The organism is Aedoeadaptatus coxii (assembly GCF_001553115.1).
Taxonomy (GTDB): Bacteria; Bacillota; Clostridia; order Tissierellales; family Peptoniphilaceae; genus Aedoeadaptatus; species Aedoeadaptatus coxii.
Genome location: NZ_KQ960173.1, coordinates 78,533 through 103,885, shown reverse-complemented (window position 1 = coordinate 103,885; position 25,353 = coordinate 78,533). Strand labels below are relative to the sequence as shown.

The window sequence follows — 25,353 nt, the reverse complement described above, 5'->3', positions numbered from 1 at the left end:
TTTCAGGTAAAAACTTTGCCGTCGCAAGGTGAACGTGAGACTTTATTTCTCGCTGGAGAATAACTTCCTCTAGCGCCAGACAATAATCAGGAAAATGCCGAAGGCATTTTTCGTTATAGTGCCGGCCGGAAAGGGAGATGGTGCGACAGGGTTTTTCGGGTTGTGTAAAACCGATTTAAAAAAAGATTTTTTATTAGAGACCTTTCTTCTAAACCTGCCTAGAAAATTATTATTCTTTTGTTAAAAAGGTAATAATTTTCCTTTCTGAAAATTCCATTTCTTGAATTGTTCAACCCATGTAATTATGGTACAATGTAGCTGAATTAAGGGGGTATGTAATGGTGAATCGACTTATTCTGTTGATGTGCAGATCGAAAGGTGATGCGCATGCTGAAAAGTCGATGAAGGTTACGTTTTCCTATTCGTTTAGCAATTCCATGTCCGGTCTCGGGATCGGTTTTTGAAAGAGATACGGCACCCGTATCTCTTTTTGTGTTTAGGAGGTCGAAAAGTCTAAGGGGGACTTTAAACAACAAACGCTTCGTAAGACGGTAAGTTTTTAAAAACAGAATATGAGGAAAGGATCGATTACGACGAATGTGTGGCGTTATTGGAATTTATAGTCAATCGACAGTTAGTACGAGCTTGTTTTATGGGATGAATTCTCTGCAACATAGGGGACAGGAAGCAGCAGGCATGGCCGTTTTTGACGGCGAGGAGATTCGCAGAAAACGTTCGATGGGTCTTGTGATCGATGCTTTTACGGAAGATACTTTACGTGATCTTCCCGGCACGATCGGTATTGGCCACGTGCGCTATTCCACGGCGGAAGGCAGCCACGATTACAATATTCAACCGATTATGGGTTTTGTCGGCGGGGAAATGATCGCTCTCGCCAATGACGGGAATTTGGTGAACTACCGAATTTTGCGTGAACGCCTTGAAGAAGAAGGCATGATGTTTCAAACCACCAATGACACGGAGGTTATTCTTTACTTAATTACCCGCTACTACAATGGGGATATTGTAGAAGCCATTAAAAAAACCATGGGCGTGATCCAAGGGGCTTATTCCGTTACGGCGCTTATTAAGGATAAGGTCGTGGCCTTTAGGGATCCCCACGGTTTCCGCCCCTTGGTCTTAGGGGAAGACGGCGAGGATGTTATCGTCGCCAGTGAAAATGCGGCCATTGAAATTATCGGCGGCAAGATGACGCGGAATGTGGCGCCCGGTGAAATTGTCGTTATCGACGAAAACGGCATTCACTCCGATCATTATGAATCGCCTGCTACGCCGAAGCATTGTATTTTCGAGTATGTTTATTTCGCTCGCAATGATGCGACGTTGGACGATGTCAATGCCTATACGTTTAGAAGACGTTGTGGCGAAATTTTATGGGAAGAAGCGCCTTGTGATGTGGATCTCGTAGTGCCGGTTCCCGACAGCGGCATTCCTTCCGCCATCGGTTATGCGCAAGCGTCGAATATTCCCTACGGCGAAGGGCTCGTCAAGAATCGCTACATGGGCAGAACCTTTATTAAGCCGACGCAAAAGGAAAGGGATATGGCGGTTAAGCTGAAACTCAATCCCTTGGGGGATGTGGTAAAGGGAAAATCCATCGTCTTGCTGGACGACTCTATCGTGCGCGGCACGACGAGCCGCAATTTGATTTATCGTTTGCGAGAAGCGGGAGCCAAGGAAGTGCATATGCGCATTACCTCGCCGCCGGTTAAGTATTGCTGCTATTACGGCATCGACACGCCCAATCGTAAGAATTTAATTGCCGCCAATGAATCCATTAAGGAGATTGAAAAGAGTATCGGCGCAGACTCTCTCGCTTTTATTTCGGAAGAGGGTCTCGTCAGAGCAGGTAAGAAGGAAATTTCCAAATATTGTACAGCATGCTTTGACGGGGATTATCCCGTCGATCCGACAGTGATTTAGGAGGAAGTTATGACATTATCGTATAAAGACGCAGGGGTCGATATTACAGAAGGCAATCGTGCCGTGGAACTTATGAAGAAAGCTGTTTCTTCTACTTACGACAAGAATGTACTCGGGGATATCGGTTTGTTCTCCGGCGGCTATGATCTTTCCGCCGCCAAGGACATGGAATCACCCGTGCTTTTAGGCGCCACTGACGGTGTGGGCACGAAGCTTTTGGTTGCACAAATGATGGATGTTCACGACACGGTGGGCATCGATCTTGTGGCCATGAGTGTCAACGATTTAATTTGCCAAGGGGCGAAGCCTCTCTTTTTCCTCGACTACGTGGCCACAGGTCATGTGTCGGCTGAAAAGATGCAAAAAATCGTGGAAGGTGTCGCCCAAGGCTGTCGTGAAAGCGGATGCGCTTTAATCGGCGGGGAGACTGCCGAAATGCCCGGTCTTTACGGGGAAGACGAATACGATCTCGCCGGCTTTGCCGTAGGTCTTTGCGATAAGAATAAGATCATCGACGGACGGGATGTAGCCGAAGGCGATGCGGTCATCGGCCTTGCGTCCAGCGGTCTTCACTCCAACGGTTACAGTTTGGCCCGCAAGTTTTTCTTCGAGCACAAGGGCTTTGACATTACAAGCGAAGTGGAAGGTTTAGACGGCACGGTCGGCGAGGTTCTTCTCCGCCCGACGAAGCTTTATGTCAAGACGATTTTAGCGCTAACGGAACGGTTCCACGTCAAGGCCATTTCCAATATTACAGGCGGCGGTTTAATCGAAAATGTACCCCGTGTCCTTCCCAAGGATTTAGATTGCCGCGTGGACAAGGGCAGCTGGGACATGCCCGATGTGTTCCGCTACATGGAAGATTCCGGCGACATTAAGGAAGAAGAACTTTATCGCTCCTTTAATATGGGTGTGGGCATGGTCGTCGTCGTACCGGAAGGTGAAAAGGACGAGGTGCTCCGCTTTATCAACGAAGAAACCGACGACAAGGCGTGGGCTATCGGTTCTATCGAATCCGGCGAAGGCGTCGTGCAATTGCGATGAAAATAGCGGTTTTACTCAGCGGATCGGGCACGAATTTGCAATCTTTATTGGACGCCGAGGCGGCGGGATTTTTCAAATCCGAGATCGCCTTGGTGGTATCCAATAAGGCGGATGCCTACGGTCTGAAACGTGCTGAGGCGATGAATAAAAAAACATATGTTGAGGGCGACGACGATTTAGTATCGGTGCTGGAAAAGGAAGGCATCGATTTTATCGTCCTCGCCGGTTACTTAAAAATACTGAGCGGCGACCTTTTACACCGTTACGAGGGGCGAATTATTAATATTCATCCTTCCCTTTTGCCCGCTTACGGCGGCAAGGGCATGTACGGCATAAAAGTGCACGAAGCGGTATTTGAAGCGGGCGAGGTGCGAAGCGGCGCCACGGTGCATTACGTGAATGAAACCGTCGACGGGGGCAAGATTTTGCTTCAGTCCTCGGTGGACATTCGCAGGCTTCGTTCGCCTAAGGAAATTCAGGAAACGGTGCTCGTGTTGGAGCATGAACTTTTGAAAACGGCGGTTCGTTTTTGTGAGGAGGGCATTCTATGAAGTATGCGTTGTTATCGGTAACAGACAAATCGGGAATCGGTGCTTTTGCCAAGGGTTTGAAGGAAGCGGGCTACACCCTTCTTTCTACCGGCGGCACGCTCCGCGCCATTGAAGAGGCAGGGGTAGAGGTAGTGGCTATTGACGACTACACCCATTTCCCGGAAATGCTCGACGGCAGAGTGAAGACCCTTCACCCCATGGTACACGGCGGCATTTTATATAAGCGAGACGAACAATCCCATGTGGATACGGTGAAAAAGCACGGCATCGAAAGTATCGATCTCGTTTGCGTCAATCTTTACGCTTTTGAAGAAACCTACCACGCTAAAAAAAGCGACGAGGAATTAATCGAAAACATCGACATCGGCGGCCCCAGCATGATTCGCTCGGCGGCTAAAAACCACAAGGACGTTTACGTGGTCACCGATCCCAAAGATTACGACCGCATGTTGGATCACTTACAATCTCCCGAAGATGATTTGGCTTTCCGTAGAGAGCTCGCCATGAAGGCCTTCAGCTTGACGGCCTATTACGACTCCATGATTTCCCGTTACTTCCGCGAACTTACGGGAAAGATGAGCGAGTACACCACCATTGGCATGCGAAAGGATTCCGATTTACGTTACGGCGAAAATCCCCATCAAAAGGCGGAAGTTTATTCCGACCCCATGGTGGAATCGTACTTTACCCATATGGAACAGTTCCAAGGGAAGGAACTTTCCTACAATAACTACAACGACTTTAATTCCGCTGTAGGCCTCGCCGGGGAATTTGATCCCGAACGTGACGGCATTATCTGCGTTGGCTTAAAACACGCCACGCCCTGCGGCGTCGCCTTAGGGGAAACGGCACTGGACGCTTACAAGAAAATGTTTGAAGCCGACAGCCTTTCTATTTTCGGCGGCATCGTCGCACTCAATACGACGGTAGATAAAGCCTGTGCCGAAGAAATGGTGAAGATCTTCCTGGAAGTCGTTGCGGCAAAAGATTTTACCGAAGAAGCTCTCGAAGTGTTTAAGCAAAAGAAAAATCTCCGGGTTATTCGCGTGGACTTCGACGCCGCGCCCCTTAAACGGGAAATGCGCATGGTAAGCGGCAAGATTTTACTTCAAGACACGGATATCGGCGCCAAGGAAGATTATAAAATCGTCACCGAAACCGAACCGACGGATGCACAAAAGCGCGACCTTCTCTTCGGTATGAAGGTGGTTAAGTACGTGCGTTCCAACGCTGTGGTGCTCATTAAAGACGGAAAAACAATGGGCATCGGCGGCGGCGAAACCAGCCGTATCTGGGCCCTCGAAAATATTTTCAATCACAATCCCGATCGAGATTTCACGGGAAGTGTTATGGCGAGCGACGCATTCTTCCCCTTCGACGACTGCGTCAAAGCGGCGGCGGAACACGGTGTCGCATCGATTATTCAACCGGGCGGTTCTATCCGCGACGAAGATTCCATAAAAGCTTGTAACGAACGAACTATTTCCATGGTCTTTACCGGCGTTCGTCATTTTAAACATTAAGGAGGCATTGTGAAGGTACTCATTGTTGGCGGCGGCGGACGCGAACACGCAATCGGCGCATCCATCGCTCAAAATAAAAAAGTAGACAAAATTTACTTCGCCCCCGGAAACGGCGGCACCGATGCGATCGGCGAAAACATCTCTATTTCTGCTGAAGACATCAGCGCGCTTTTAAAATTTGCAAAAGACATGGCCGTGGATTTTACCATCGTGGGCCCGGAAGCTCCCTTGGTGGACGGCATTGTCGATGCTTTTGAAGAAGAAGGCCTTTTAATCTTCGGACCCAATCAACAAGCGGCTGAGCTGGAAGGCTCCAAGGCCGCCACAAAATCATTCTGCACGCGCCATCATATTCCCACGGCGGGCTACATGGAATCGGATAATCGCGATGCCATTCGCCAAGCGGCCGTGAACATGCTGGAAGAAAAGGGCGTCTGCGTCTTAAAGGCGGACGGCTTGGCGGCAGGCAAAGGCGTCGCCATCGTCTACGACGAAGGGGCAGTGGATGCTTTCTTAAACGATGTCTTCGTGGACAAAAAGTTTGATGGGGATCGCGTGGTCGTGGAAGAATTTTTAGAAGGCTTTGAAATGAGCCTCCTCGCTTTCTGCGACGGCAAAACCATAAAACCTCTTTCTACGGCGAAAGATCACAAATCTATTTACGAAGGGGGACGGGGGCCGAACACCGGCGGCATGGGAACCTATGCGCCCAATGTAGAAGCTCTTCCTCTTTTAGATCGCATCGACGACGTTCTCGTGAAACCTTTCTTAAAGGGACTTCAAGACGACAGCATGGATTACCGCGGTTTAATTTTCATGGGCATTATGATCGGCGATGACGGCCCGCAAATTTTGGAATATAATTGCCGCTTCGGCGATCCGGAAACTCAATCGGTTTTGGAACGCTTAGACGGCGATCTTTTAGACATTATGATGGCCACGGCCAAAGGGGAACTTTCCTCCGTAGAGGTTAAAGAAAACGACAAAAAAGTTGTTTCCTTAACCCTCGCAAGCGGCGGCTATCCCGCCTCTTCGGAAAAAGGCGTCCCCATTACTATTCCCGAAGATCTCGGTGATGTGAAGGTATTCCACGCCGGCACGGCGAAAAAAGACGGCCAACTTGTTACGGCAGGGGGCAGAGTGCTTACGGTTACCGCCGTGGCCGACGATTTTGAAACGGCCATGGAAAAGGCGTACGATGCCGCCGATAAAATTGAATTTGAACATAAACAAATTCGAAGAGACATCGGCCCGAAACTTTCCCGCGTCTACGTAGGTCGCAAAGCCGGATTTAATAACGGCGAGTTGGCCTTAAAAGACAGCTTGAAAGAAGAACTGGGCATCTCTTTAGACGATGTAAAAGTTTACGCCCGTTACGATTTGGAAGGCTTGACCCTCGATGAAGCGGAACGTCTCGCAAAGGAAGTTTTGTCCGAAGCGCCCAGCGACGTGGTTTACGTCAACGAAGATGCTTTTAAACTTCAAAGCGAAATGGACCGCGGCCTGGTAGTAGAATATCAGCCGGGCCAATACGATCAACGGAATGCCGGCGTTATGGACACGGCCACCGCTATGTTCGGCCATACCCACTTAACGAGCAAGACGGCGACGGTTTATGATTTTAGAGGAAATCTCGACGAAAAAGATTACGGAAATATCGTAAACCACTTGGTCAATTCCGTCGACCAAAAAATCGGCAGCCTTTTCGGCGTACCGACGACGTTGCGGGAAGAAAGCCCTCAAAATTTAGAAAACCCCGTGGTGGAAGGCTTTACGGATTGGAGCGAAGAGGAACTTAAAGAACATTTCGACGCCATGGAACTGGCCATGAGCATGGAAGACTTCGCCTTTATTCAAAAACATTTCCAATCCTTGGGCAGGGATATTAACGAAACGGAACTGGCAATTTTAGATACCTACTGGTCCGATCACTGCCGTCACACCACCTTTAACACGGCACTCGATATCGACTTCGACGAAAAAGTGTCTCCCGTGATCAAAGAAGCTTTCGATCGCTACATGGGTACGCGAGAAGCTTTAAATCGCAAAAAGCCCGTTAGTTTAATGGACGTGGGTACCCTTGTCGCCAAGTATCTTAAAAAAGAAGGCATTAAGACCAATATCGAAGAATCGGAAGAAATTAACGCCTGCTCCATTCACATCGAGTTGGAAGCCACGGATTTAAAATCCGGCGAAAAGGAAACCATTCCCTACCTCTTAATGTTTAAAAACGAAACCCACAATCACCCGACGGAAATCGAGCCCTACGGCGGCGCGTCTACCTGCTTGGGCGGTTGTATTCGCGATCCCCTTTCCGGAAGAGCTTACGTTTATCAAGCCCTTCGCTTAACGGGAAGCGGCGATCCCACCATGCCCATTGAGGACACGTGGGAAAGTAAATTACCTCAAAAGAAAATCACTACCGAAGCGGCCGACGGATACGCATCCTACGGCAACCAAATCGGCATTCCCGCAGGCCTTGTGGAAGAACTTTACCACCCGGGCTACATGGCGAAGCGCATGGAAATCGGCGCCGTCGTCGGAGCCGTGGCCACGGAAAATGTATGGCGCGGCACGCCGGAAGCGGGCGATATTATTCTCTTAATGGGCGGCAGAACCGGCCGTGACGGCGTCGGCGGCGCAACGGGAAGCAGTAAAGAACATACGGCGGCTTCCCTTACCACCGCATCGGCGGAAGTACAAAAAGGGAACGCACCTCAAGAGCGAAAACTTCTTCGCCTTTTCAGAAACCTAGACATCGCATCGAAGATTAAACGCTGTAACGACTTCGGCGCCGGCGGCGTATCCGTCGCCATCGGCGAACTTGCCGACGGGTTGAAGATTCACTTGGACAGAGTGCCTTTAAAATACGACGGCCTTTCTCCGAGAGAAATTGCCATTTCCGAATCCCAAGAACGTATGGCGGTCGTCATTCAGAAAAAGGATTTGGATTTCTTCAGAGCCATGAGTGACGAGGAAAATCTTGAAATGACCGTCGTGGCGGAAGTGACGGAAGAGCCGGCTATGCGCATGTATTACGGCGACCGATTGATCGTGGATTTAGACCGCGCCTTTATCGAAACGGCGGGCGTGGATCGCAGTCAAAAGGTGGAAGTGGAAGGGGACGCCATGTCTCACTTCTTCCACCGATACAATGACTACACGACGAAGGATATTTTAAAACGCATGGCGGATCTGGACATCGTGAGCCAAAAAAATCTCATCGAGAAATTCGACAACAGCGTCGGCCGCGGCACGGTGCTCATGCCCTTAGGTGGCAAGTATCAATTGACGCCGACCCAAGCCATGGCGGGGCTCATTCCCGTGGAAAACAAGCGCAGCGACACGGCGAGCGTCATGAGTTTTGGCGCAAATCCCGAATTCCTTTCGGAAAACCAATACCTTGGCGCATATTATGCGGTCGTGGAATCGGTAGCGAAACTTGTGGCCACCGGCGCCGATATTCGGGATATGTATTTTACCTTCCAAGAGTATTTTGAAAAGCTCGGCGAAGGTCCCAAGCGTTGGCAAAAACCCTTGAAGGCCCTTCTCGGCGCATTCGACGCCTGCATGGATTTTGAAGTGCCTCCCATCGGCGGCAAAGATTCCATGAGCGGCACCTTTAGAGATAAAGACGTACCGCCGACCCTCGTTTCCTTCGCCATTGCCCCCATGAAATCGAAAAATGTGGTGAGCAATGTATTCCAAAAAGCGGGAAACAAGCTGGGCATTTTAAAGGCGACCCGTTTGGACGACGGCAAAATCGACATCGAAGCATTTAAAGCCATGGCGGACACCCTGAGAGGGGAAATGGAAAAGGGCAATGTCCTTTCCGCCGCCGCCGTTACCCGTTACGGCACCCTTCCCGGCATGATCATCTCCGCCCTCGGAAATGATGTAGGCTTTGACGTACAATTAGACGATCTTTACAACGCTCTTTACGGCGATATTATCGTAGAATACAAAGAAGCTTTCGACGGTGTGGAAGAAATCGGCGAGCTGAAAGAAAAAGGCTATACGGTCAACGGCGAATCCTTAGATCGAGAAGCCATCTTTAAGGCTTACCGTTACGGCTTGGAATCGGTATTCCCCTCTGAAAAAGAACAAAAGGGAGAAGACATTCGCAAGATTCAAAAGGGCAACGATCGCATCGCAGCGAGAGAAGCAAAAGATGATTGTCGCGTGCTCATCGCCTGCTTCCCTGGCACTAATAGCGAATACGATACATCCGATGTGTTTACAAAAGCCGGCGCCGACACGGAAGTCTTCGTCTTCCGCAATCAAACGGCGGAAGAAACTGTGCGCTCCATTGAAACCTTGGCGGCAAAAGTAAAAGAAGCGGATATCTTTGCCATTCCCGGCGGCTTCAGCTTTAGCGACGAACCCGACGGATCGGCGAAATTTATCGCCGCCATTTTACGTACCGACGCTATGAAAGAAGCCATGGACGTCCTCGTAAAAGAAAAGAAAGGCCTCGTCCTCGGCATTTGCAACGGCTTCCAAGCCCTGATTAAATCGGGCTATCTTCCCTTTGGCGAAGGCCGCGCTCAAGCAGACGATTCGCCGACCCTTACCTTTAACGACAACTCCCGCCACGTGGCGCGGATCGTGGAAACGGAAGTGGCCACCAACGATTCGCCCTGGCTCATGTATTTGAATCCCGGCGACCGCTACATGGTGCCCGTAAGTCACGGGGAAGGACGCCTCGTCTGCTCGAAAGAACAGGCGGAAGAATTGGTTGAGAACAATCAAATCGCCTTTACCTATGTAGATAATCCTAACGGCAGCTTCTTTAATATTGAAGGCCTCGTGAGCCGAGACGGCCACATTTTAGGAAAAATGGGCCACATCGAGCGGGTGGAAGATGATCTTTACAAGAACATCCCCGACGTTCACGTGATGCCCGTCATCCAAGCCGGCGTAGATTATATTAAAGGCAAACAAAATTAAGAGAAAAATGCACTGCCCCCAAAGGTTGGACCGAGAGATCCGGCCTTTGGGGGTCTTTTAATAGCACAAACAGTTACGTATTTATCGCGCATAACGTAATGACAGTGTATTGACTATGCACGAATACATTCATATAATAAAGTCAAAGGAGATGAGGAAATGACTACAACCAATTTGAATATAAGAACAGATAAAGAAATAAAAGAAGCGGCAGAAAAAATTTACTCCAGTTTAGGTTTAAATATGACGACTGCAATTAATATGTTTTTAAGAGCAAGTATTAGAGAAAGCGGCATTCCCTTTGATTTAAAACTTGATGCTCCAAGTGATGAAACCATAGAAGCCATAGAAGAGGGAAGAATAATTGCTAAAGATAAGAATGTCAAATCTTTCGACACTATAGATGACTTGAGGAAAGCCCTTGAAGTATAAAATAAAGTTTACAAAGAGATTTAAAAAGGGATGATGGCTATTGGTCATCATTGATTCGATGCTTTTGCTATAGTAAAGTTCCGGGAGAAAACTATTTTATGACTTACGGAGAAAATGAATGAAAGAAAAAATTCTCATAGTGGACGATGAAAAAGAAATTTCCGAACTGCTGGCGATTTATCTTAATAACGAGGGCTACGACGTGGAAAAGGCCTTCGACGGCAAAGAGGCTCTCGAAAAAATTAAAGCACATCCCCCGGATGCCATGATCTTGGACATTATGCTGGAGGATATTGACGGATTCAGCCTGTGCCAAAAAATTCGAGAAAATTACTTTTTCCCCATTCTAATGCTCACGTCGAAAATTGATTTCGGAGATAAAATTTTAGGTCTAACCGTAGGGGCCGACGATTACATGACCAAGCCCTTTAATCCTCTGGAAGTTGTGGCGAGAATTAGAACCCAACTTCGCCGAAGCGGCCGTTATAATCAAGAGATCGGTGTGTCGGAGGATACGGTATCCATTCGCGGGCTGGTCATAAACAAAAAGGAGCACAAATGCACCTTAAACGAAAAGCCTCTTTCGCTGACGCCCATTGAATTTGAAATTGTGTGGTACCTTTGCGAGCATTTAGGAAATGTCGTCTCGTCGGAGGCGCTTTTTGAAGCGATTTGGCGGGAAAAATACATGGACAACAACAACACCGTGATGGCACATATCGGGCGGATTCGGGAGAAGATGCAGGATTCCGGACGCCATCCGAAGTACATCAAAACCGTTTGGGGAGTGGGTTATGTCATCGAAAAATAACAGCGACAACTTGCTCCGCGGGATTTTTAAGCGCTACACGATCCGAGTCGTCCTTATTACTGCGGCGGTGTTTTTCGGCACGCTTATTACAAGTATTTGCCTGCGTCGATGGTTGAATGGACACGATCCCTTCAATTATTTATATTACAGAGATCTGTATCTGATTTATCCGGCCTTGGGAATTTGGGTTTTCTTCATTATGCTGACCACCTACAGGTTGTTTAAGCAATTGGTTCACTATATGGATGAGCTACAGGAAGCGACGAGCCTTCTTTTCGACAAAGAAGCGGGCGCCATTGAGTTGTCACCGGAGCTGGCTGCAATTGCCGAAAGAATCAATGCATTAAAGGCGGAAAACATTCGAAATGAATCCTTGGCGGCGCAGCGCCAAAAGCAGAAGAGTGATTTAATCGTAAATTTGGCCCACGACTTGAAAACGCCCTTGGCATCCATTCTCGGCTATTTGAATTTGTTAAACGGCGATATACCCTTGGACGAAGAGGAGAGAGAAAAGTACCTTAACGTCGTGTTGAGAAAGTCGAAGGAGCTTTCGGATTTAATCGATGAGTTTTTCGAGATGGCAAAATTTAATTTCTCCAACTTAAAGTTGGAGGAGAGGGAATGTAATTTGAGCCTTCTTTTGGAGCAGATCATTTTTGAATTCAAGCCCCTTTTCGACGAAAAACACATGAACTGCAATCTTCGCGTGTCGGGAAAAGTTTCTCTTCGATGCGACGCCGATAAACTGTCTCGGGTTTTCGGCAATCTTTTGAAAAACGCCTATTTGTATGGGGACAGCAACAGCGCCGTGGATGTTTCCGTTACTGAGGGCGATGAGGACGTGATCGTCGACTTCACCAACGCTTGCCGAACTATTCCCGTGGACGATTTGGAAAATATTTTCGAACCTTTTTATCGACTGGATCCCTCCCGCCATTCTGCCGGCGGCTCCGGTCTGGGGCTTGCTATCGCTCGGGAAATTCTCCGCGCCCACGGGGCGTCCATCGCGGCGGAAAGCGACGAGGGCAAGGTGCGTTTTCGGATCATCTTTAAAAAAGTAGGAAAAAAGTAGAAAAATCAGGAGAAAACCATCATAAAATCGGAGAGAGAAAGAGAAACTTGAAGAAGTCTTTCCTCCTATACTGAATGTAGAAATAACATTTGGAAAAGAGGAGATTTCAATGAGAAAAAAACTAAGATCCGTTTTATGTATGATTCTTGTAGTAGCCCTTACCTATAGTCTTTGCGCCTGCAGTAAGGGGACTCAAAAGGGATTTACGTCCTACGATGATGCCAATGGAGAATTTAAAAAGACAGTGGCGGCATTGAATTGGCCGGAAGATTACAAGGTGCCCACCGAACTTGACGGTGAGAAAGACGCCGAATATCAAGCGGGCTATGGCGACACGCGCGCATCCCAATATTGGGAAGAGGCTTGGGAAATGGAATGGCTTAACAATTACAAAACGAATAAAGAACGAGCCGACAAAGCCATTGAGGAATTGGAAAAGGCAACGGACATGGCCTACATGAGCCCATCTAAATGCGACGACGCCACGCGGCGATATTTTAAGGAAATGCTGGATAAAGCCAAGGCACAGGATCCCTCGGGCGTAGAAGAAAACTTAAAACAAAATGGGCCAACCTTTTAAAAGCCGAAGGGGAGAAATCCTCGTCGGCTTTTTATTTTGGAATGGATGACTAGGCGATTCCATTGATTATCGGCAAAACAGAAAACTTGACCGACGGGAAAATACAAAGGATAATAAAACCATGAACTACAGAATCCATAATCTCAATCGACCGATCGATTCGGAACCTGCTTTTTACGAAGAGGCCATCGAAAAGCTGACCGGTCTGAAAAAAGGACATTACACCTGGCGACGTCATCGGGAATCCATCGATGCGCGAAAAGGGCGCTCCATGCAATTTACGGCCACCGTCGACATTGCTGCTAAGAAAAAATTAAAGACGAACAAAAAAATAACGGCGATTCACGAAGAGCCCTACGACCTCAGCCCCATTGAAAGCGAAGGGCGGCCCATTATCGTCGGCGCAGGACCCGCCGGACTTTTCTGCGCGTACGTCCTCGCAAGCCGCGGCGTCAAGCCTCTTATTTTAGAGCGTGGCGATCGGGTGGAGGAGCGCATAAAGTGCGTGGAATCTTTCTGGAACGGAGGCGAGCTGGATACGGAGAGCAATGTGCAATTCGGCGAAGGGGGCGCCGGCACGTTTTCCGACGGCAAACTGACCAGCCGATCCAAAGACCCGAGGGGTCGCTTTGTACTGGAACTTTTTTCCCGCTTGGCGAAGGATGAAAGCATTCTTTACAAGAAAAAGCCCCACGTCGGCACCGACGCCTTGCGAAAAGTCCTCGTGATGCTCAGAAAAGAGCTGGAAGAAATGGGAGCGGAATTTCATTTTCGCACGCGGTTCGAAGGCTTTTCGAGAGAAGGGGATAAATTTAGCGTCGAGACGTCGAAAGGGAATGTCGAGGGAGATTACATCGTCCTCGCCCTTGGCCATTCGGCGCGGGACACCTTCGAGTATTTGGAAAAAGCGAACATGGCCATGGAATCCAAGCCCTTTGCCGTAGGTTTTCGCATCGAAAGCGATCAAAAAACAATCGACGAAAACCAATACGGCGACATGTGCGGCCATTTGCCTGCCGCCGATTACCAAGTGAGCGCTCAAATCGAGGGCAGAGGCGTCTATAGCTTTTGCATGTGTCCCGGGGGAAAAGTAGTGGCGTCTCAATCGGAAGAGCACACCATCGTCACCAACGGCATGAGCTATAAAGCCCGCGACGGTAAAAACGCCAACGCCGCTATTCTCGTCACCATTGACGAATCGGTTTACGGCGAAGGGGTCATGGCAGGCGTGGAATTTCAGCGCATGATCGAGAAGAAAGCCTACGACATGAGCGGATCCTATAAAGCGCCTACTCAATCGGTGGCGCGCTATTTAGGGAAAGAGGAAGAGGATACGGTGGCGCCCACTTACTTACCGGGAACTTACGCTGCCGATCTCCACAGCCTTTATCCGAAAGCATTAGACTCCACGCTCACCGAAGGGCTTCGTCAAATCGGCGAATACTTTCCCGCCCTGGTGGAGGGGGCGATTTTAACGGCGCCGGAAACCCGATCCTCGTCTCCCGTTCGCCTGACGCGGGATCGGGAAAGTTTGGAATCCCTTCGCCACGAGAATATATATCCTGCAGGAGAAGGGGCAGGTTATGCCGGCGGCATTGTATCATCGGCCATTGACGGTATGCGCATTGCAGAGAAAATCATAGAAAAGGAGAAAGATCATGTACGGCATTAAAGTTTTAGAAGAAGAACACGACAATATTTTACGGTTTACCACGTTTATTCGTGGCGCTATCGCAAAGGTATTGGAAGGGGATCGGAGCATATTAAAGGATGTGCCTGCCATGATCGATTTTGTGCGCAACTATGCGGATGCCCATCACCACGGAAAAGAAGAACTTATTCTCTTTAACTATATGTTGGAAGATTTAGGCCCCGTAGCGGAAAAAGTCGTGCGCCAGGGAATGCTCGTGGAACACGATCAGGCGCGCCATATTATTTCCTCCCTGGAAGAACATTACGTAGCCTACGAACAAGATCCCTCCACGGCAAAACTTGTAGACGTGGTAGGGCTGCTTTACAACTACGCCTTTTTATTGGAAGCCCACGCCACGCGGGAAAACACCGTAGTCTATCCCTTTGCGGAAAAAAATCTTTCCGAATCCCGTTTAAAGACCGTGGACGAGGAGACGAAGGCATTCGAAGAAAATCACAGGGAACGGAGAGAACATTACCTCGGCGAACTCCAACGATTTGAAAAAACGTTGAAAGCATAGGAAATTCATTGACAAGAGGCTTTTCCTTTGATAAAATCACCCTATAAACCAATCCGAGGTTTCGGAAAAAGCGGCTTGTAAAAGCCCTTTTTTATTGAGTTTATTTCCATTAATGAAAGTTAAGGAGGTGCCTTATGGCAGATCGCGTACAGTTAGAGTGCACAGAGTGCAAACAACGCAACTATGTAACCTACAAAAACAAAAAGAACACGCCTGAGCGTATGGAACTTAAAAAGTATTGCAAGTTCTGTAAGACTCATACGGTTCACAAGGAAACCAAGTAAGGAGAGATACAATGGCGCAAAAGTCCACAGCAACGCCGAAAACGGTTGAAGATAAAAAATCTTTAGGCCGCTATTTCCGCGGTGTTAAAAGGGAATTTAAGCGTGTTGTCTGGCCGACTAAGAAACAGCTTTTCCAATATAGCGTCATCGTTATTTTGGTCAGCGTCGTCACCGCCATCTTTTTATACGCCGTTGATTTTGTCTTTAGCCATATTATGGGCTTAATTTTCGGACTGTAAGCGTATTGGAGGATTTCAATTGACAGATGATTTAAACCGTGACGAGATGGATCTCGGTTCGGATGAAGCACGCTGGTATGTGATTCACACCTATTCCGGCCACGAAAATAAAGTCAAAGACAATATGGAATCCATGGTGAAGAACCAGGATCTCGGCGATATGATCTTTGATGTTCAGGTACCGATGGAAGATTACGTCGAAGAAAAAGAAGGCGTAAAAAAATTAAAGGAACGCAAAATGTTCCCTTCCTACGTCCTCGTGAAGATGATTATGAACGATAAGTCCTGGTATGTCGTGCGAAACACGAGAGGTGTTACGGGCTTTGTAGGCCCGGGATCCAAACCGATTCCCCTTTCCGACGAAGAAGTCCAAAACCTCGGCGTAAGCCGTGTGGAAAAGACCATGGACACCTACGCCGTAGGTGACAGGGTAAAAGTCTTAACCGGGCCATTTGAAGATTTCATCGGCACGGTGGAAGCGTTGGACACGGAAAAACAAAAAATAAAAGTCTCGATTTCCATGTTTGGAAGAGACACATTGGTCGAATTGGACGAAAACCAATTAGTTGAGGCCTAAGACGTCAGCACATTAAGAGTGGGAGGGAAACCCCGCGAAACCACATTAGGAGGTGTACTATGGCAAAGAAAGTCATAGCATTAGTCAAATTACAAATCCCCGCAGGTAAAGCTACACCGGCACCCCCGGTAGGTACTGCATTGGGACCCCACGGCGTTAACATTATGGAATTTACCAAACAATTTAACGCCAAGACGCAAGATCAAGCCGGTATGATTATTCCGGTCGTCATGACCGTCTATCAAGACCGTTCCTTTACCTTTATTACCAAGACGCCGCCGGCAGCTGTTCTTATTAAAAAAGCAGCCGGAATTAACAAGGCAAGTGGCGAGCCGAACAAGAAAAAAGTGGCTAAGATCACCAGCGCTCAATGCCGTGAAATTGCCGAAACAAAAATGCCGGACTTAAACGCTGCGAATATTGAATCTGCTATGCGCATGATCGCCGGTACGGCACGCAGCATGGGAGTCGAAGTAGAAGGTTAGTGGGAGAAATTCCATTTCGTTTGAACCACAAGGAGGTTAAACATGCCTAAAAGAGGTAAAAAATATCAAGATAGTTTAAAACTCGTCGATCGTTCGCGTCTATATGACCTCAACGAAGCCATCGAGCTTGTTCAAAAAACAGCCGTTGCAAACTTCGATGAAACCATCGAACTTGCCGTACGTTTAGGTGTCGATCCCCGTCACGCCGACCAACAAGTTAGAGGCACCGTCGTATTGCCTCACGGTACCGGCCGTACGGAACGTATCCTCGTTTTTGCTAAGGGCGACAAATTAAAAGAAGCCCAAGACGCAGGCGCAGATTACGCAGGCGGTGAAGAACTCGTTCAAAAGATTCAACAAGAAAACTGGTTCGAGTTTGACGTCGTCGTCGCTACTCCGGATATGATGGGCGTCGTCGGTCGTATCGGTCGCGTGTTAGGTCCTAAAGGCCTTATGCCGAACCCGAAAGCCGGCACGGTTACCTTCGACGTAGCGCAAGCTGTCGAAGAAATCAAAGCAGGTAAAGTTGAATACCGCGTCGACAAAGCGGCTATCATCAACGTACCCATCGGCAAAAAATCTTTCGGTAGCGAAAAGCTCACCGACAACTTAAAGGCACTTATGTCCGCCATTATTAAATCCAAGCCGGCCTCTGCGAAAGGTCGTTACTTGCGTTCGGTTACCCTGGCGTCCACAATGGGCCCCGGCATCCGCATTAATGGCTCTAAATTAATGGATTAACTCAAATACAAAAGCATCTCGCAGAGGCGAGGTGCTTTTTTTGTACGATATATTTCCTTCCTCTCTTTGCCGTGATAAAATACAAAAAAAGGAGGGAAAATATGAAGCGAATACTTTTAATTCTATGCTTACTATGCGTAATCGGCTGCAGCCGAAAAGAAACCATTCCCTTGAACTACGTCTTTTTATCCGGGCAAGCCATGGCAAAAGAAGATTACATTCAAAAGGGCGACGATCTTTTCATCGCCGATAGCGCCATCGCCTCCGCCCACGGCTGGCTCACCATCGATAAAAGCGACAGCCTTTCCTTTAAAACCCCAGGCGAGCGTATTTTGCAATTTCCTCTGGAAAAGGGAAATCATATCAAAAAAGACGGCCGCGTATTTTTCAAAGCCGACGACCTTGCCTCCGCCACAGACGCCCCTTACTACAAGGATAAAGACCGCAACTTCGTCGTCATCTCAACCTTCGACAATCCGGGCCTGGCCTACAGCGATATTTCGAAAAAAGAGAGTGTCAAAGAAGTGCCCTTGCGCTGGGATTGGCCGGAAGACGGCATAAAAAATGTGGAAGTCAAAAAAGCCGACGGGCGCGTGGATTTTATCTTTACACCTACGGGCGAAACTTTGGCGAGCATCATTAAAAATCCAAAGGACTTTCCCCAAAAAGACGACACCATTTTAGATATGGATGAGGGAAACTTTTTAGTGGCGCGAGTAGCCGTGCCCGATACGCGAGCCACGGGAGAAGCGCCCAGCGATCGCTCCAAAGCCATCGAAGGAATTTGGTCGGTGTTGACGTCGACGGCCTTCGATAAAAAGGCGAAATAAAACTTCGCCTTTCGAGAAATTTCATTTCGCATATAAAACATAATGGAAAGCATCTCATGACGACGAGGTGCTTTTTTAGTATTCAGATTTCCGTAGAAAAAAATAGAAAAAAATAACCCTCTGTTTACTTTTAGAAGAATGGCGTAATTTCAAGGATCGAAATCATATGAGAAGGTCTATCAACGGCAATTTGTTAACCTAGGTTAACAAAAAATAGTAGTCTTAAAATATTGATAAGTGCCATCTCCTAGTATAGTATGATGATAGAGAGTATCAGTTAGGTGACTTAATTTCATATATAAGGAGGATAATGAATGAAACGACATTTAGCGCTCTTGTTAGCTTTTTGTATGTTGCTGACAAGTTTTCCTGTAAGGAGTGTGGAGGCCAACGGCGCAAAAGAAGTGCCTCAAGGCATTGTATTCGACACTTCCGAAGGGGATCTAAAAATTGGATTTAGCGGTGGCAAGCTTAGCGACGAGCAAAGCGATTGGATGCACAGCATTACAACCATAAAAATAAACAAGCAATTTTATTACAAAGAAGGTACCACGACGGGCGAAGGGAATTATAAATTCGCTTTTGATGAACGTGGAGGAAAAATCATCATCGACAATCATGTGCTCGCACTGCCGGAAAATACTATCGAGATTGCGGCACAAGGTTATACCTTTTATAAAGGCGTGATCAAAAACGAAAACATAAAGAAAATGGCAGACGGCCTAACGATAACATCCATCGAAACGGGCAAATCCAGTAAGGATCCCATAGGAACCTATGTCGGCGTTCGATTATCATACAAATATGATTCCGACAACGGCGGCGCCTTAACTTACTTATTAAAAAACAATGTGGAGAGAGTCGTCATCGACGGCAAGACGCTGAACTTTATAGGCAGCGACAATTATCCCAATCTTCTTTGGCAAGACGGCGTTTTCCGCACATGGGACAAAATGAAAGATGCGACGGCCATTGTCGAGAACTTCGGTAACAACGCCGCCCACGAATTTAAAATCATCATGAAAGACGGCTCGGAAGTCGTGAAGACGGAAGAGGGTTATGTGGACGAGAACAACGAACCTGCGCCGAATGAAAAACTCAGACAAGTGAATACCGGCGGTATGGCAGCCGGTTTGGAAATCGACGGCGTTGGAACGCCTGAAAAATTAGGCAATGCCCTTGTCCTTTCAAGCGATACTCCAAAAGAAGAATGGTATGGCAAATACTTCCAAAACATTCGCTATATTCTCGTCGACGACAATCAAGGCAATGATTTAAGACCGGGTTTCTCAAACTTCTTTGTCGATGCAAAGAAAGACACGAGAGATCTTACGCTGTTTAACGGGAAGCTTGAATTTGCCATGACGGGCTTAAAGCTTTTAGACAACAAGGCGCATAAAATCGAAATCGGTTTTAAAGACGGCAACACCATTACCTACACCCAAGCAGGTTATGTACCGCCGAAAGATATTAAATTCGATGTGAAGAAATACATCGAAAAGGAAGATAAAAAACAAAAACCGGAAACGGGCAATGAAAATACATTGGCTAAGCGTTTCCAAATCGATCACATCGGTTTTTCTAAAAACTGGAAAAAGGAATACGACTACAGTACGCCTAAAATTTTCTTTAAAAACCTTCCGCCTAAATCAGATACGGCGGAAAGTACGGCATTGGAAGAAGCCATGAAGAATGCCAGTTTCCAAGTTAATGGCGGAGATAAGATTACCAATGTTCAAGGTTGGATCACACGAGGTATGACCGAATGTTTTGAAGCCTACTCTGATAGTAAGTACGGTGGACCGGCTTTAGGAGAGGCGTTAAAACAAGCAGGGGAAGATCCCCATATCGTGGTCACTTTCTCCGACGGCTCCGTCTGGGATAACAAACCCAGCGAAAGCGGAAACGAAACGCCGGCACCCGAAACCGGAAAGAAAGACGATTACCCCATTCAAAACATCATCTTTAAAATCAATGGAACCTCGCCTCAATTGGAACTGGATTTCGGTTCGGCTCAAAAGGCAAAAGAAGTTGATGGCGAAATTAAGACCATTAAAATCAACGGAAAAGCTTACGACAAATCCACCTTCGGTTACAGCAGGGTCACCGATCACTACATTTCCAACGACGAAGCCATTGCCAAAGCCCTTTACGGCAAGAGCGAAATCAAAGTGGACATTACCTTCAATGACGACACGACGGCGACCAAAACCGTGACCATTACGCCGGTGGAAGATCCCAATGCGCCGAAACCGCAACCGGAAACGCCCAAGCTCGTCACCAAAGTCGACGCTGCCACAGGCGTTAAAGCGGAATACATGTCCGATGTCTTTGAAGAGGGAACGGAACTTAAAGTAGAAAAAGTCGATAAGGCAAAATTCTTTGAAACCTACAAAAACGCGGCCAAAGAAATCGACAAAGCAGGTAACTTTACCGCTTACAAGGTTTCCTTCGTAAAGAACGGAGTAAATCAAGGTACGATTAAGAATGTGAAACTTTTCTTCCCCCTAGGCGACCACAATATGGGAAGCGTCGCGTTGTACCAAGCCTATGCTTACGAAGACGACGACGATCAATTGCAAACGGGAGCAGACAAGGTAGAGCCGAAAGTGGAAGGCGACTTTATTACCTATTCCACCAACACCTTTACCACTTACGCCATAACAAGCGACAAGATGATTACCAAAACCGACGACGCTGCGAAGGTATCGGTTGAATACCCTAAGGGAGCGTTCAAAGAAGGAACGGAACTCAAAGTCGTCAATGTGGCAGGCGGTCAATTTGTAAAAGACAATGCGGCAGTGAAGTCTGTTGCCGAAAAAGCCAAGACTGTAACGGCTTTTGACATCAGCTTCCTGCTCAAGAATGTGAAACAACAACCCAATCGCAAGGTAGAAGTAACCCTTCCCCTTGGAGCACACGATAAAGACAGCGTGAAGGTTTACCACTTCGATAAAGAGGGCACAGCGGCTCCCGAACTTGTAAAAGACGTGAAGATCCAAGGCGATAAGATCGTCTTTGAAGCGGATAAATTCAGCTATTACTTTGTAACCTCCGGCGTAAAAGAAGAACCGGGGGATACGCGAAAACTGAATGAACGCTTCGCCATTGAAGCGGTGAAACTCGAAACATCCAGTTACGGATCGAAATCGTTAAAGATTTTCTTCAAAAACTATCCGAAGCAAAATGAATTTGATGCTCAAAAGGCTTTAGCCAAGGCGATCAAGGAAGCCACCTTTACGATTAATGGCGGCGAGCCCATTAAAAATGTAGACGGCTACTGCTCCTACGGCACCGCCAATGCTTTTGACGTTATTAGCGACGGATTACAAGAAGCCATGGAAAAGGCGGGAGAAAATCCCCACATTAAGGTGGTCTTCTCCGACAGAAGCGAGTGGGAAAACAGAAAAGCCGGCGAAGCACCTGCTAAGACCGATAATTTCGGTTTAACGGACAAGCTTCCCAACGGCGAATACACCATTCAATTTATCGCATCGAAAGAGGGCGAAACCGCAGACCTTCCTATGGTAAGCGGAATTATCGGAAATCGCGCCAAGCTTGTTGTAGAGAACGGCAAAATGATGTTGTCCTTGCGAGTAGGCAAAATGGCGGATCAAATACTGGACTTAGGCATGAAGATCGACGACCAATTTAAGTCCGGCGTAAAAACCACCGACGGTTTAAAACAAGGCCAAGCCATTTATACTTGCGAAGTGAAGGACTTGGATCAAATTCAAAAACTCGCCGTTCTTGTAAAAATTATGGGAGGAAGTGCTGACAAAATCGGTCAGTTCGATAAATATACGAAGGCCGATCTGCACTTTAAAGCCCCCATTAAAAAAGGCTTTACAGGCTACGACGATCCTACGGATCCCGAAGTACAAAAGAAGAGAAACGCCGACAATCTGACCTTAAAGCTTTTAGATGCCGGCGTTAGAGACTTAGATAATGACGGCAAACTTTCCCCCGAAGAATTAAGTAAGGCCACCGGCCACCTGGATCTTTCCGGAGAAAAAATTGGTAAGACACCGGATATTTCCATGTTGAAGGATCTCGGCCCCGGCGTTACGGGTATCGAGCTTTCCAGCAACGACATTACCGAAATCCCTGCAGGGCTTTTCGACAAGATGACAGGCGTTACCCATATTAATATTTACGGCAACAAGCTCGAAACACTGCCCAAAGGCATTTTCGACAAAAACGAAAACCTCTCCACTTTATGGATGTCCGGGAATAAGTTAAAAGACTTGGACAAAGATTTACTGGCGAAAAATAAAAGAATCAAAGAAATCGACCTGTCCAACAACGGCATTGAAAAACTACCGGAAGGGTTCGTAAAAAATGCGAGCCGTTTGGCAAAATTCTATGCATCCGACAACAAGCTCACCAGCCTGGACGGCGTATTTGCAGATAGCTATAAACAATTAGCCGTCATCAATGTGAACGGTAATCGACTGACGTCCTTGCCGGAAGTCTTCGGAAACTATAGCCGTCTGGAAGAGCTTCGAGCCAACAACAACAAGCTGAAGGCGCTTCCGGGGGCCATGGATCAATTAAGCCGACTGGTCATCCTCGATTTGGAAAACAACGAGATTGAATCCTTGCCGGAGAGCTTATGGCTCCGCATGGCGGATAACGCCAACCAATATGCCACGAAGTTTCCGAATTTAATCGTAAAGGGTAATCTCCTGAAAGACATTCCCTTCGATAAAATCGCGGAAAAGGCGAGTGGTCAAAGGGTGCGCTTCAACAAATTCGACGTATCCTGCAACTACTTGAAGTCCACGTTAACGGACAGCGAATTGGCTACCATTAAAAAAGCGGGCGTCACTATTAAAGACACCCACGACAACTATTACCAACCTCAACGCAGCGCCTTCAACGCACAAGTGAACTATGCAGACGGCAACGTAAAGGTAAGCCAAGATTTGGATCTCCTTCAAATGTTCTACTGGAATATTGGAGATATTAATGATTGGAAATTCTTTAAGAATCCCGACGAATACAAAGCCTTTGTAAAAAATACTATTTACAAGAAATACGGTATTCGCACCGCCAATGATCAATTAGGTATTGCACAAGTCCTGGATAAAGACGGCTGGGATTGGAAGATTCAAAACATTATCGAAAAGATCGAAGGCGATAAATCCTCCGTTGTCTATAACGGTTATGTAAAGAACAAGGGTCACAACGATGTGGAATCGGAAATCGATCCGGTAGACAGTTTAAACCCGACCATTGAAGCCGCCTTAGATCCCGGCGCAAATTATAAATTGACCCGTCGCGTGATGTTGTCGAAGAATAATTTTGAAACGGAATTCAGCTACTCGGTAGACTTCAAGACCCCTGCAAATACGCCAAGTCAAGAAGACACGAAGCTTAAAGAAGCGAAAGACGCTTTAAGGGCAGCCATCGCGGCGGCAGAAGCCAAGCTGAAAGACGGCAAAGATTACACCGACGCAACGAAGCAAGAGGTAAACAATCAATTAGCAGTGGCTAACGAAGCGCTAAAAGCCAACGATGCCGAAGCAATGAACGCGGCGAAAGCTGCCTTGGAAAAGGCCGTTAAGGCTCTTAAAGAAAAGGAAGTTGTTCCACAAGAAGACGCCAAGCTTAAAGAAGCGAAAGCGGCTCTAACCAAGGCCATCGCGGCGGCAGAAGCCAAGCTTAAAGACGGCAAAGACTATACTGCTGACAGTAAGAAAGCGGTAGAGGGAAAAGTGGCAGCTGCTAAGGAAGCATTAAAAGGCAACAATGTCGAAGCAATGAACGCGGCGAAAGCTAATCTTGAAAATGCCGTGAAGGCCCTTAAAGAAAAGGAAGTTGTTCCACAAGAAGACGCCAAGCTTAAAGAAGCGAAAGCGGCTCTAACCAAGGCCATCGCGGCGGCAGAAGCCAAGCTTAAAGACGGCAAAGACTATACTGCTGACAGTAAGAAAGCGGTAGAAGAAAAACTGGCAGCTGCTAAGGAAGCATTAAAAGGCAACGATGCCGAAGCAATGAACACGGCGAATGCTGCCTTGGAAAAGGCCGTTAAGGCCCTCGAAGTCAAACCGGCAGTTAGCGGAGAAGATACCAAGCTTAAAGAAGCGAAAGATGCTTTAGGGGCAGCGATTCAAGAGGCAAAGAATAAATTAAACGACGGCAAGAAGTACACGGCCGAAACGAAATCGGCTGTAGAAAAGGCCATTGCCAAGGCCGAAAAGGTTTTGGCGGGAAAAGATAAAGCGGCCATGAACAAAGCCAAGGGCGATGTGGAAAAAGCGGCGGCAGGCTTAAAGGTAGAAACACAAAAACCTGCGCCTCAACCGCAACCGACGCCTCAACCGCAACCGAAGCCGACGCCTCAACCGCAACCGTCTCCGAAACCTTCCGACGATAAGAAAGACGTGCCGAGGGGTTCTTCTTCCGGTTGGACGAGCTACAGACCGAACGGCAACACTCAATCTACCCCGGCGAAACCTCAAGAAAGTAAACCGGCTGAAAAACCGAAGGCTACGGAAACGAAACAAAACTTTACGGTTCATGTTCCCAAGGAAGCGTTCGTAAAAGGCTATCCCGACGGAACCTTTAAGCCGAATCAACAAGTAGTGCGCTCTGAAATTGCCACCATGCTCGCTCGTTTCGTTACGGTGAACAAAGACATGGCAAAACAATTGAAGGATATTCGCACGACCGATTGGTATTTCGACAGCTTTAAAACCTTAGTAGATGCAGGCATTATTTCGGGTTACGGCGATAATAATTACCGTCCCCACGACGGCGTTACCAGAGCCCAAGCGGTTACGATGATCGTGAAATTAAAAGGACTTCAACCGAAATCCGGCGGATTTAAAGATGTTCCCGGCAATGCATGGTATGCAGGTTATGCCGGCGCCGCTCGAGAAGCGGGCATCGTCGTCGGTTACAACGACGGATCCTTTGGCGGCGATCGCGTGGTCACTCGCGCGGAAATTATCGCCATGATTAACCGCGCATTCAATATTCCCAAGAAGGAATCCCGCAAGGCGTTTAGCGATTTGCCGGAAAACCACTGGGCTTACGAAGACATTCAAAAAGCCGCCAACTAAATGCGGA

At 47.6% G+C, this 25,353-nt stretch carries 18 protein-coding genes; all 18 read left to right on the top strand.

All coding sequences use genetic code 11. The features are described 5' to 3' along the window. The first annotated feature begins 597 nt into the window (after nucleotides 1-597). The 18 genes from purF to HMPREF1863_RS04340 all read left to right on the top strand — a co-directional run bounded on the left by purF (nucleotide 598) and on the right by HMPREF1863_RS04340 (nucleotide 25,346). Nucleotides 598-1,944 carry an amidophosphoribosyltransferase gene (gene purF / locus HMPREF1863_RS04425; protein WP_068367750.1) on the top strand — a complete coding sequence of 449 codons (1,347 nt, stop codon included), beginning with the start codon at nucleotides 598-600 and terminating at the stop codon, nucleotides 1,942-1,944. 9 nt (nucleotides 1,945-1,953) lie between these two features. Then, nucleotides 1,954-2,988 (top strand): phosphoribosylformylglycinamidine cyclo-ligase, encoded by a 1,035-nt coding sequence (gene purM, locus HMPREF1863_RS04420; RefSeq protein ID WP_068367748.1) that lies wholly within the window; start codon nucleotides 1,954-1,956, stop codon nucleotides 2,986-2,988. Next, the gene (gene purN, locus HMPREF1863_RS04415; protein ID WP_068367746.1) at nucleotides 2,985-3,539 is read left to right on the top strand and encodes a phosphoribosylglycinamide formyltransferase; all 555 of its coding nucleotides are present in this window, start codon (nucleotides 2,985-2,987) and stop codon (nucleotides 3,537-3,539) included. Before purM ends, purN begins: the two co-directional genes overlap by 4 nt. After that, entirely contained in the window at nucleotides 3,536-5,062 is a 1,527-nt protein-coding gene (gene purH / locus HMPREF1863_RS04410; protein WP_068367745.1) for a bifunctional phosphoribosylaminoimidazolecarboxamide formyltransferase/IMP cyclohydrolase, read from the top strand. The genes purN and purH overlap by 4 nt, the downstream gene beginning before the upstream one ends. A 9-nt stretch (nucleotides 5,063-5,071) precedes the next feature. Beyond that, complete coding sequence (locus HMPREF1863_RS04405; protein ID WP_068367743.1) at nucleotides 5,072-10,012, top strand: phosphoribosylformylglycinamidine synthase; 4,941 nt, start codon at nucleotides 5,072-5,074, stop codon at nucleotides 10,010-10,012. Between the two features lie 159 nt (nucleotides 10,013-10,171). Beyond that, nucleotides 10,172-10,444, top strand: coding sequence for a type II toxin-antitoxin system RelB/DinJ family antitoxin (locus HMPREF1863_RS04400; RefSeq protein WP_068367741.1), 273 nt, complete (start codon nucleotides 10,172-10,174; stop codon nucleotides 10,442-10,444). Between the two features lie 118 nt (nucleotides 10,445-10,562). Next, nucleotides 10,563-11,255 (top strand): VanR-ABDEGLN family response regulator transcription factor, encoded by a 693-nt coding sequence (gene vanR / locus HMPREF1863_RS04395; RefSeq protein WP_068367739.1) that lies wholly within the window; start codon nucleotides 10,563-10,565, stop codon nucleotides 11,253-11,255. Beyond that, nucleotides 11,239-12,327: a sensor histidine kinase gene (locus tag HMPREF1863_RS04390; RefSeq protein ID WP_068367737.1), complete on the top strand. Its 1,089-nt coding sequence runs from the start codon at nucleotides 11,239-11,241 to the stop codon at nucleotides 12,325-12,327. Before vanR ends, HMPREF1863_RS04390 begins: the two co-directional genes overlap by 17 nt. Nucleotides 12,328-12,436: 109 nt before the next feature. Beyond that, the gene (locus tag HMPREF1863_RS04385; RefSeq protein ID WP_068367735.1) at nucleotides 12,437-12,907 is read left to right on the top strand and encodes a hypothetical protein; all 471 of its coding nucleotides are present in this window, start codon (nucleotides 12,437-12,439) and stop codon (nucleotides 12,905-12,907) included. A gap of 121 nt (nucleotides 12,908-13,028) precedes the next feature. Beyond that, nucleotides 13,029-14,579 (top strand): NAD(P)/FAD-dependent oxidoreductase, encoded by a 1,551-nt coding sequence (locus tag HMPREF1863_RS04380; RefSeq protein ID WP_068367733.1) that lies wholly within the window; start codon nucleotides 13,029-13,031, stop codon nucleotides 14,577-14,579. Continuing rightward, nucleotides 14,566-15,120, top strand: coding sequence for a hemerythrin domain-containing protein (locus tag HMPREF1863_RS04375; protein ID WP_068367731.1), 555 nt, complete (start codon nucleotides 14,566-14,568; stop codon nucleotides 15,118-15,120). Before HMPREF1863_RS04380 ends, HMPREF1863_RS04375 begins: the two co-directional genes overlap by 14 nt. Nucleotides 15,121-15,254: 134 nt before the next feature. Beyond that, nucleotides 15,255-15,404, top strand: coding sequence for a 50S ribosomal protein L33 (rpmG, locus tag HMPREF1863_RS04370; RefSeq protein ID WP_068367729.1), 150 nt, complete (start codon nucleotides 15,255-15,257; stop codon nucleotides 15,402-15,404). 11 nt (nucleotides 15,405-15,415) lie between these two features. Further along, on the top strand, nucleotides 15,416-15,643 hold the full coding sequence (gene secE, locus HMPREF1863_RS04365) for a preprotein translocase subunit SecE (protein ID WP_068367727.1): 228 nt from the start codon (nucleotides 15,416-15,418) through the stop codon (nucleotides 15,641-15,643). A 46-nt stretch (nucleotides 15,644-15,689) separates the two neighbouring features. After that, complete coding sequence (nusG, locus tag HMPREF1863_RS04360) at nucleotides 15,690-16,220, top strand: transcription termination/antitermination protein NusG (RefSeq protein WP_068367768.1); 531 nt, start codon at nucleotides 15,690-15,692, stop codon at nucleotides 16,218-16,220. A 59-nt stretch (nucleotides 16,221-16,279) separates the two neighbouring features. Then, complete coding sequence (gene rplK, locus HMPREF1863_RS04355) at nucleotides 16,280-16,705, top strand: 50S ribosomal protein L11 (protein ID WP_068367724.1); 426 nt, start codon at nucleotides 16,280-16,282, stop codon at nucleotides 16,703-16,705. A gap of 42 nt (nucleotides 16,706-16,747) precedes the next feature. Further along, nucleotides 16,748-17,446, top strand: a complete 699-nt coding sequence (rplA, locus tag HMPREF1863_RS04350) for a 50S ribosomal protein L1 (protein WP_068367722.1) — start codon at nucleotides 16,748-16,750, stop codon at nucleotides 17,444-17,446. A 101-nt stretch (nucleotides 17,447-17,547) separates the two neighbouring features. Beyond that, complete coding sequence (locus tag HMPREF1863_RS04345; RefSeq protein ID WP_068367720.1) at nucleotides 17,548-18,276, top strand: hypothetical protein; 729 nt, start codon at nucleotides 17,548-17,550, stop codon at nucleotides 18,274-18,276. A gap of 314 nt (nucleotides 18,277-18,590) precedes the next feature. Beyond that, complete coding sequence (locus tag HMPREF1863_RS04340; RefSeq protein WP_068367718.1) at nucleotides 18,591-25,346, top strand: S-layer homology domain-containing protein; 6,756 nt, start codon at nucleotides 18,591-18,593, stop codon at nucleotides 25,344-25,346. Nucleotides 25,347-25,353 lie beyond the last annotated feature (7 nt).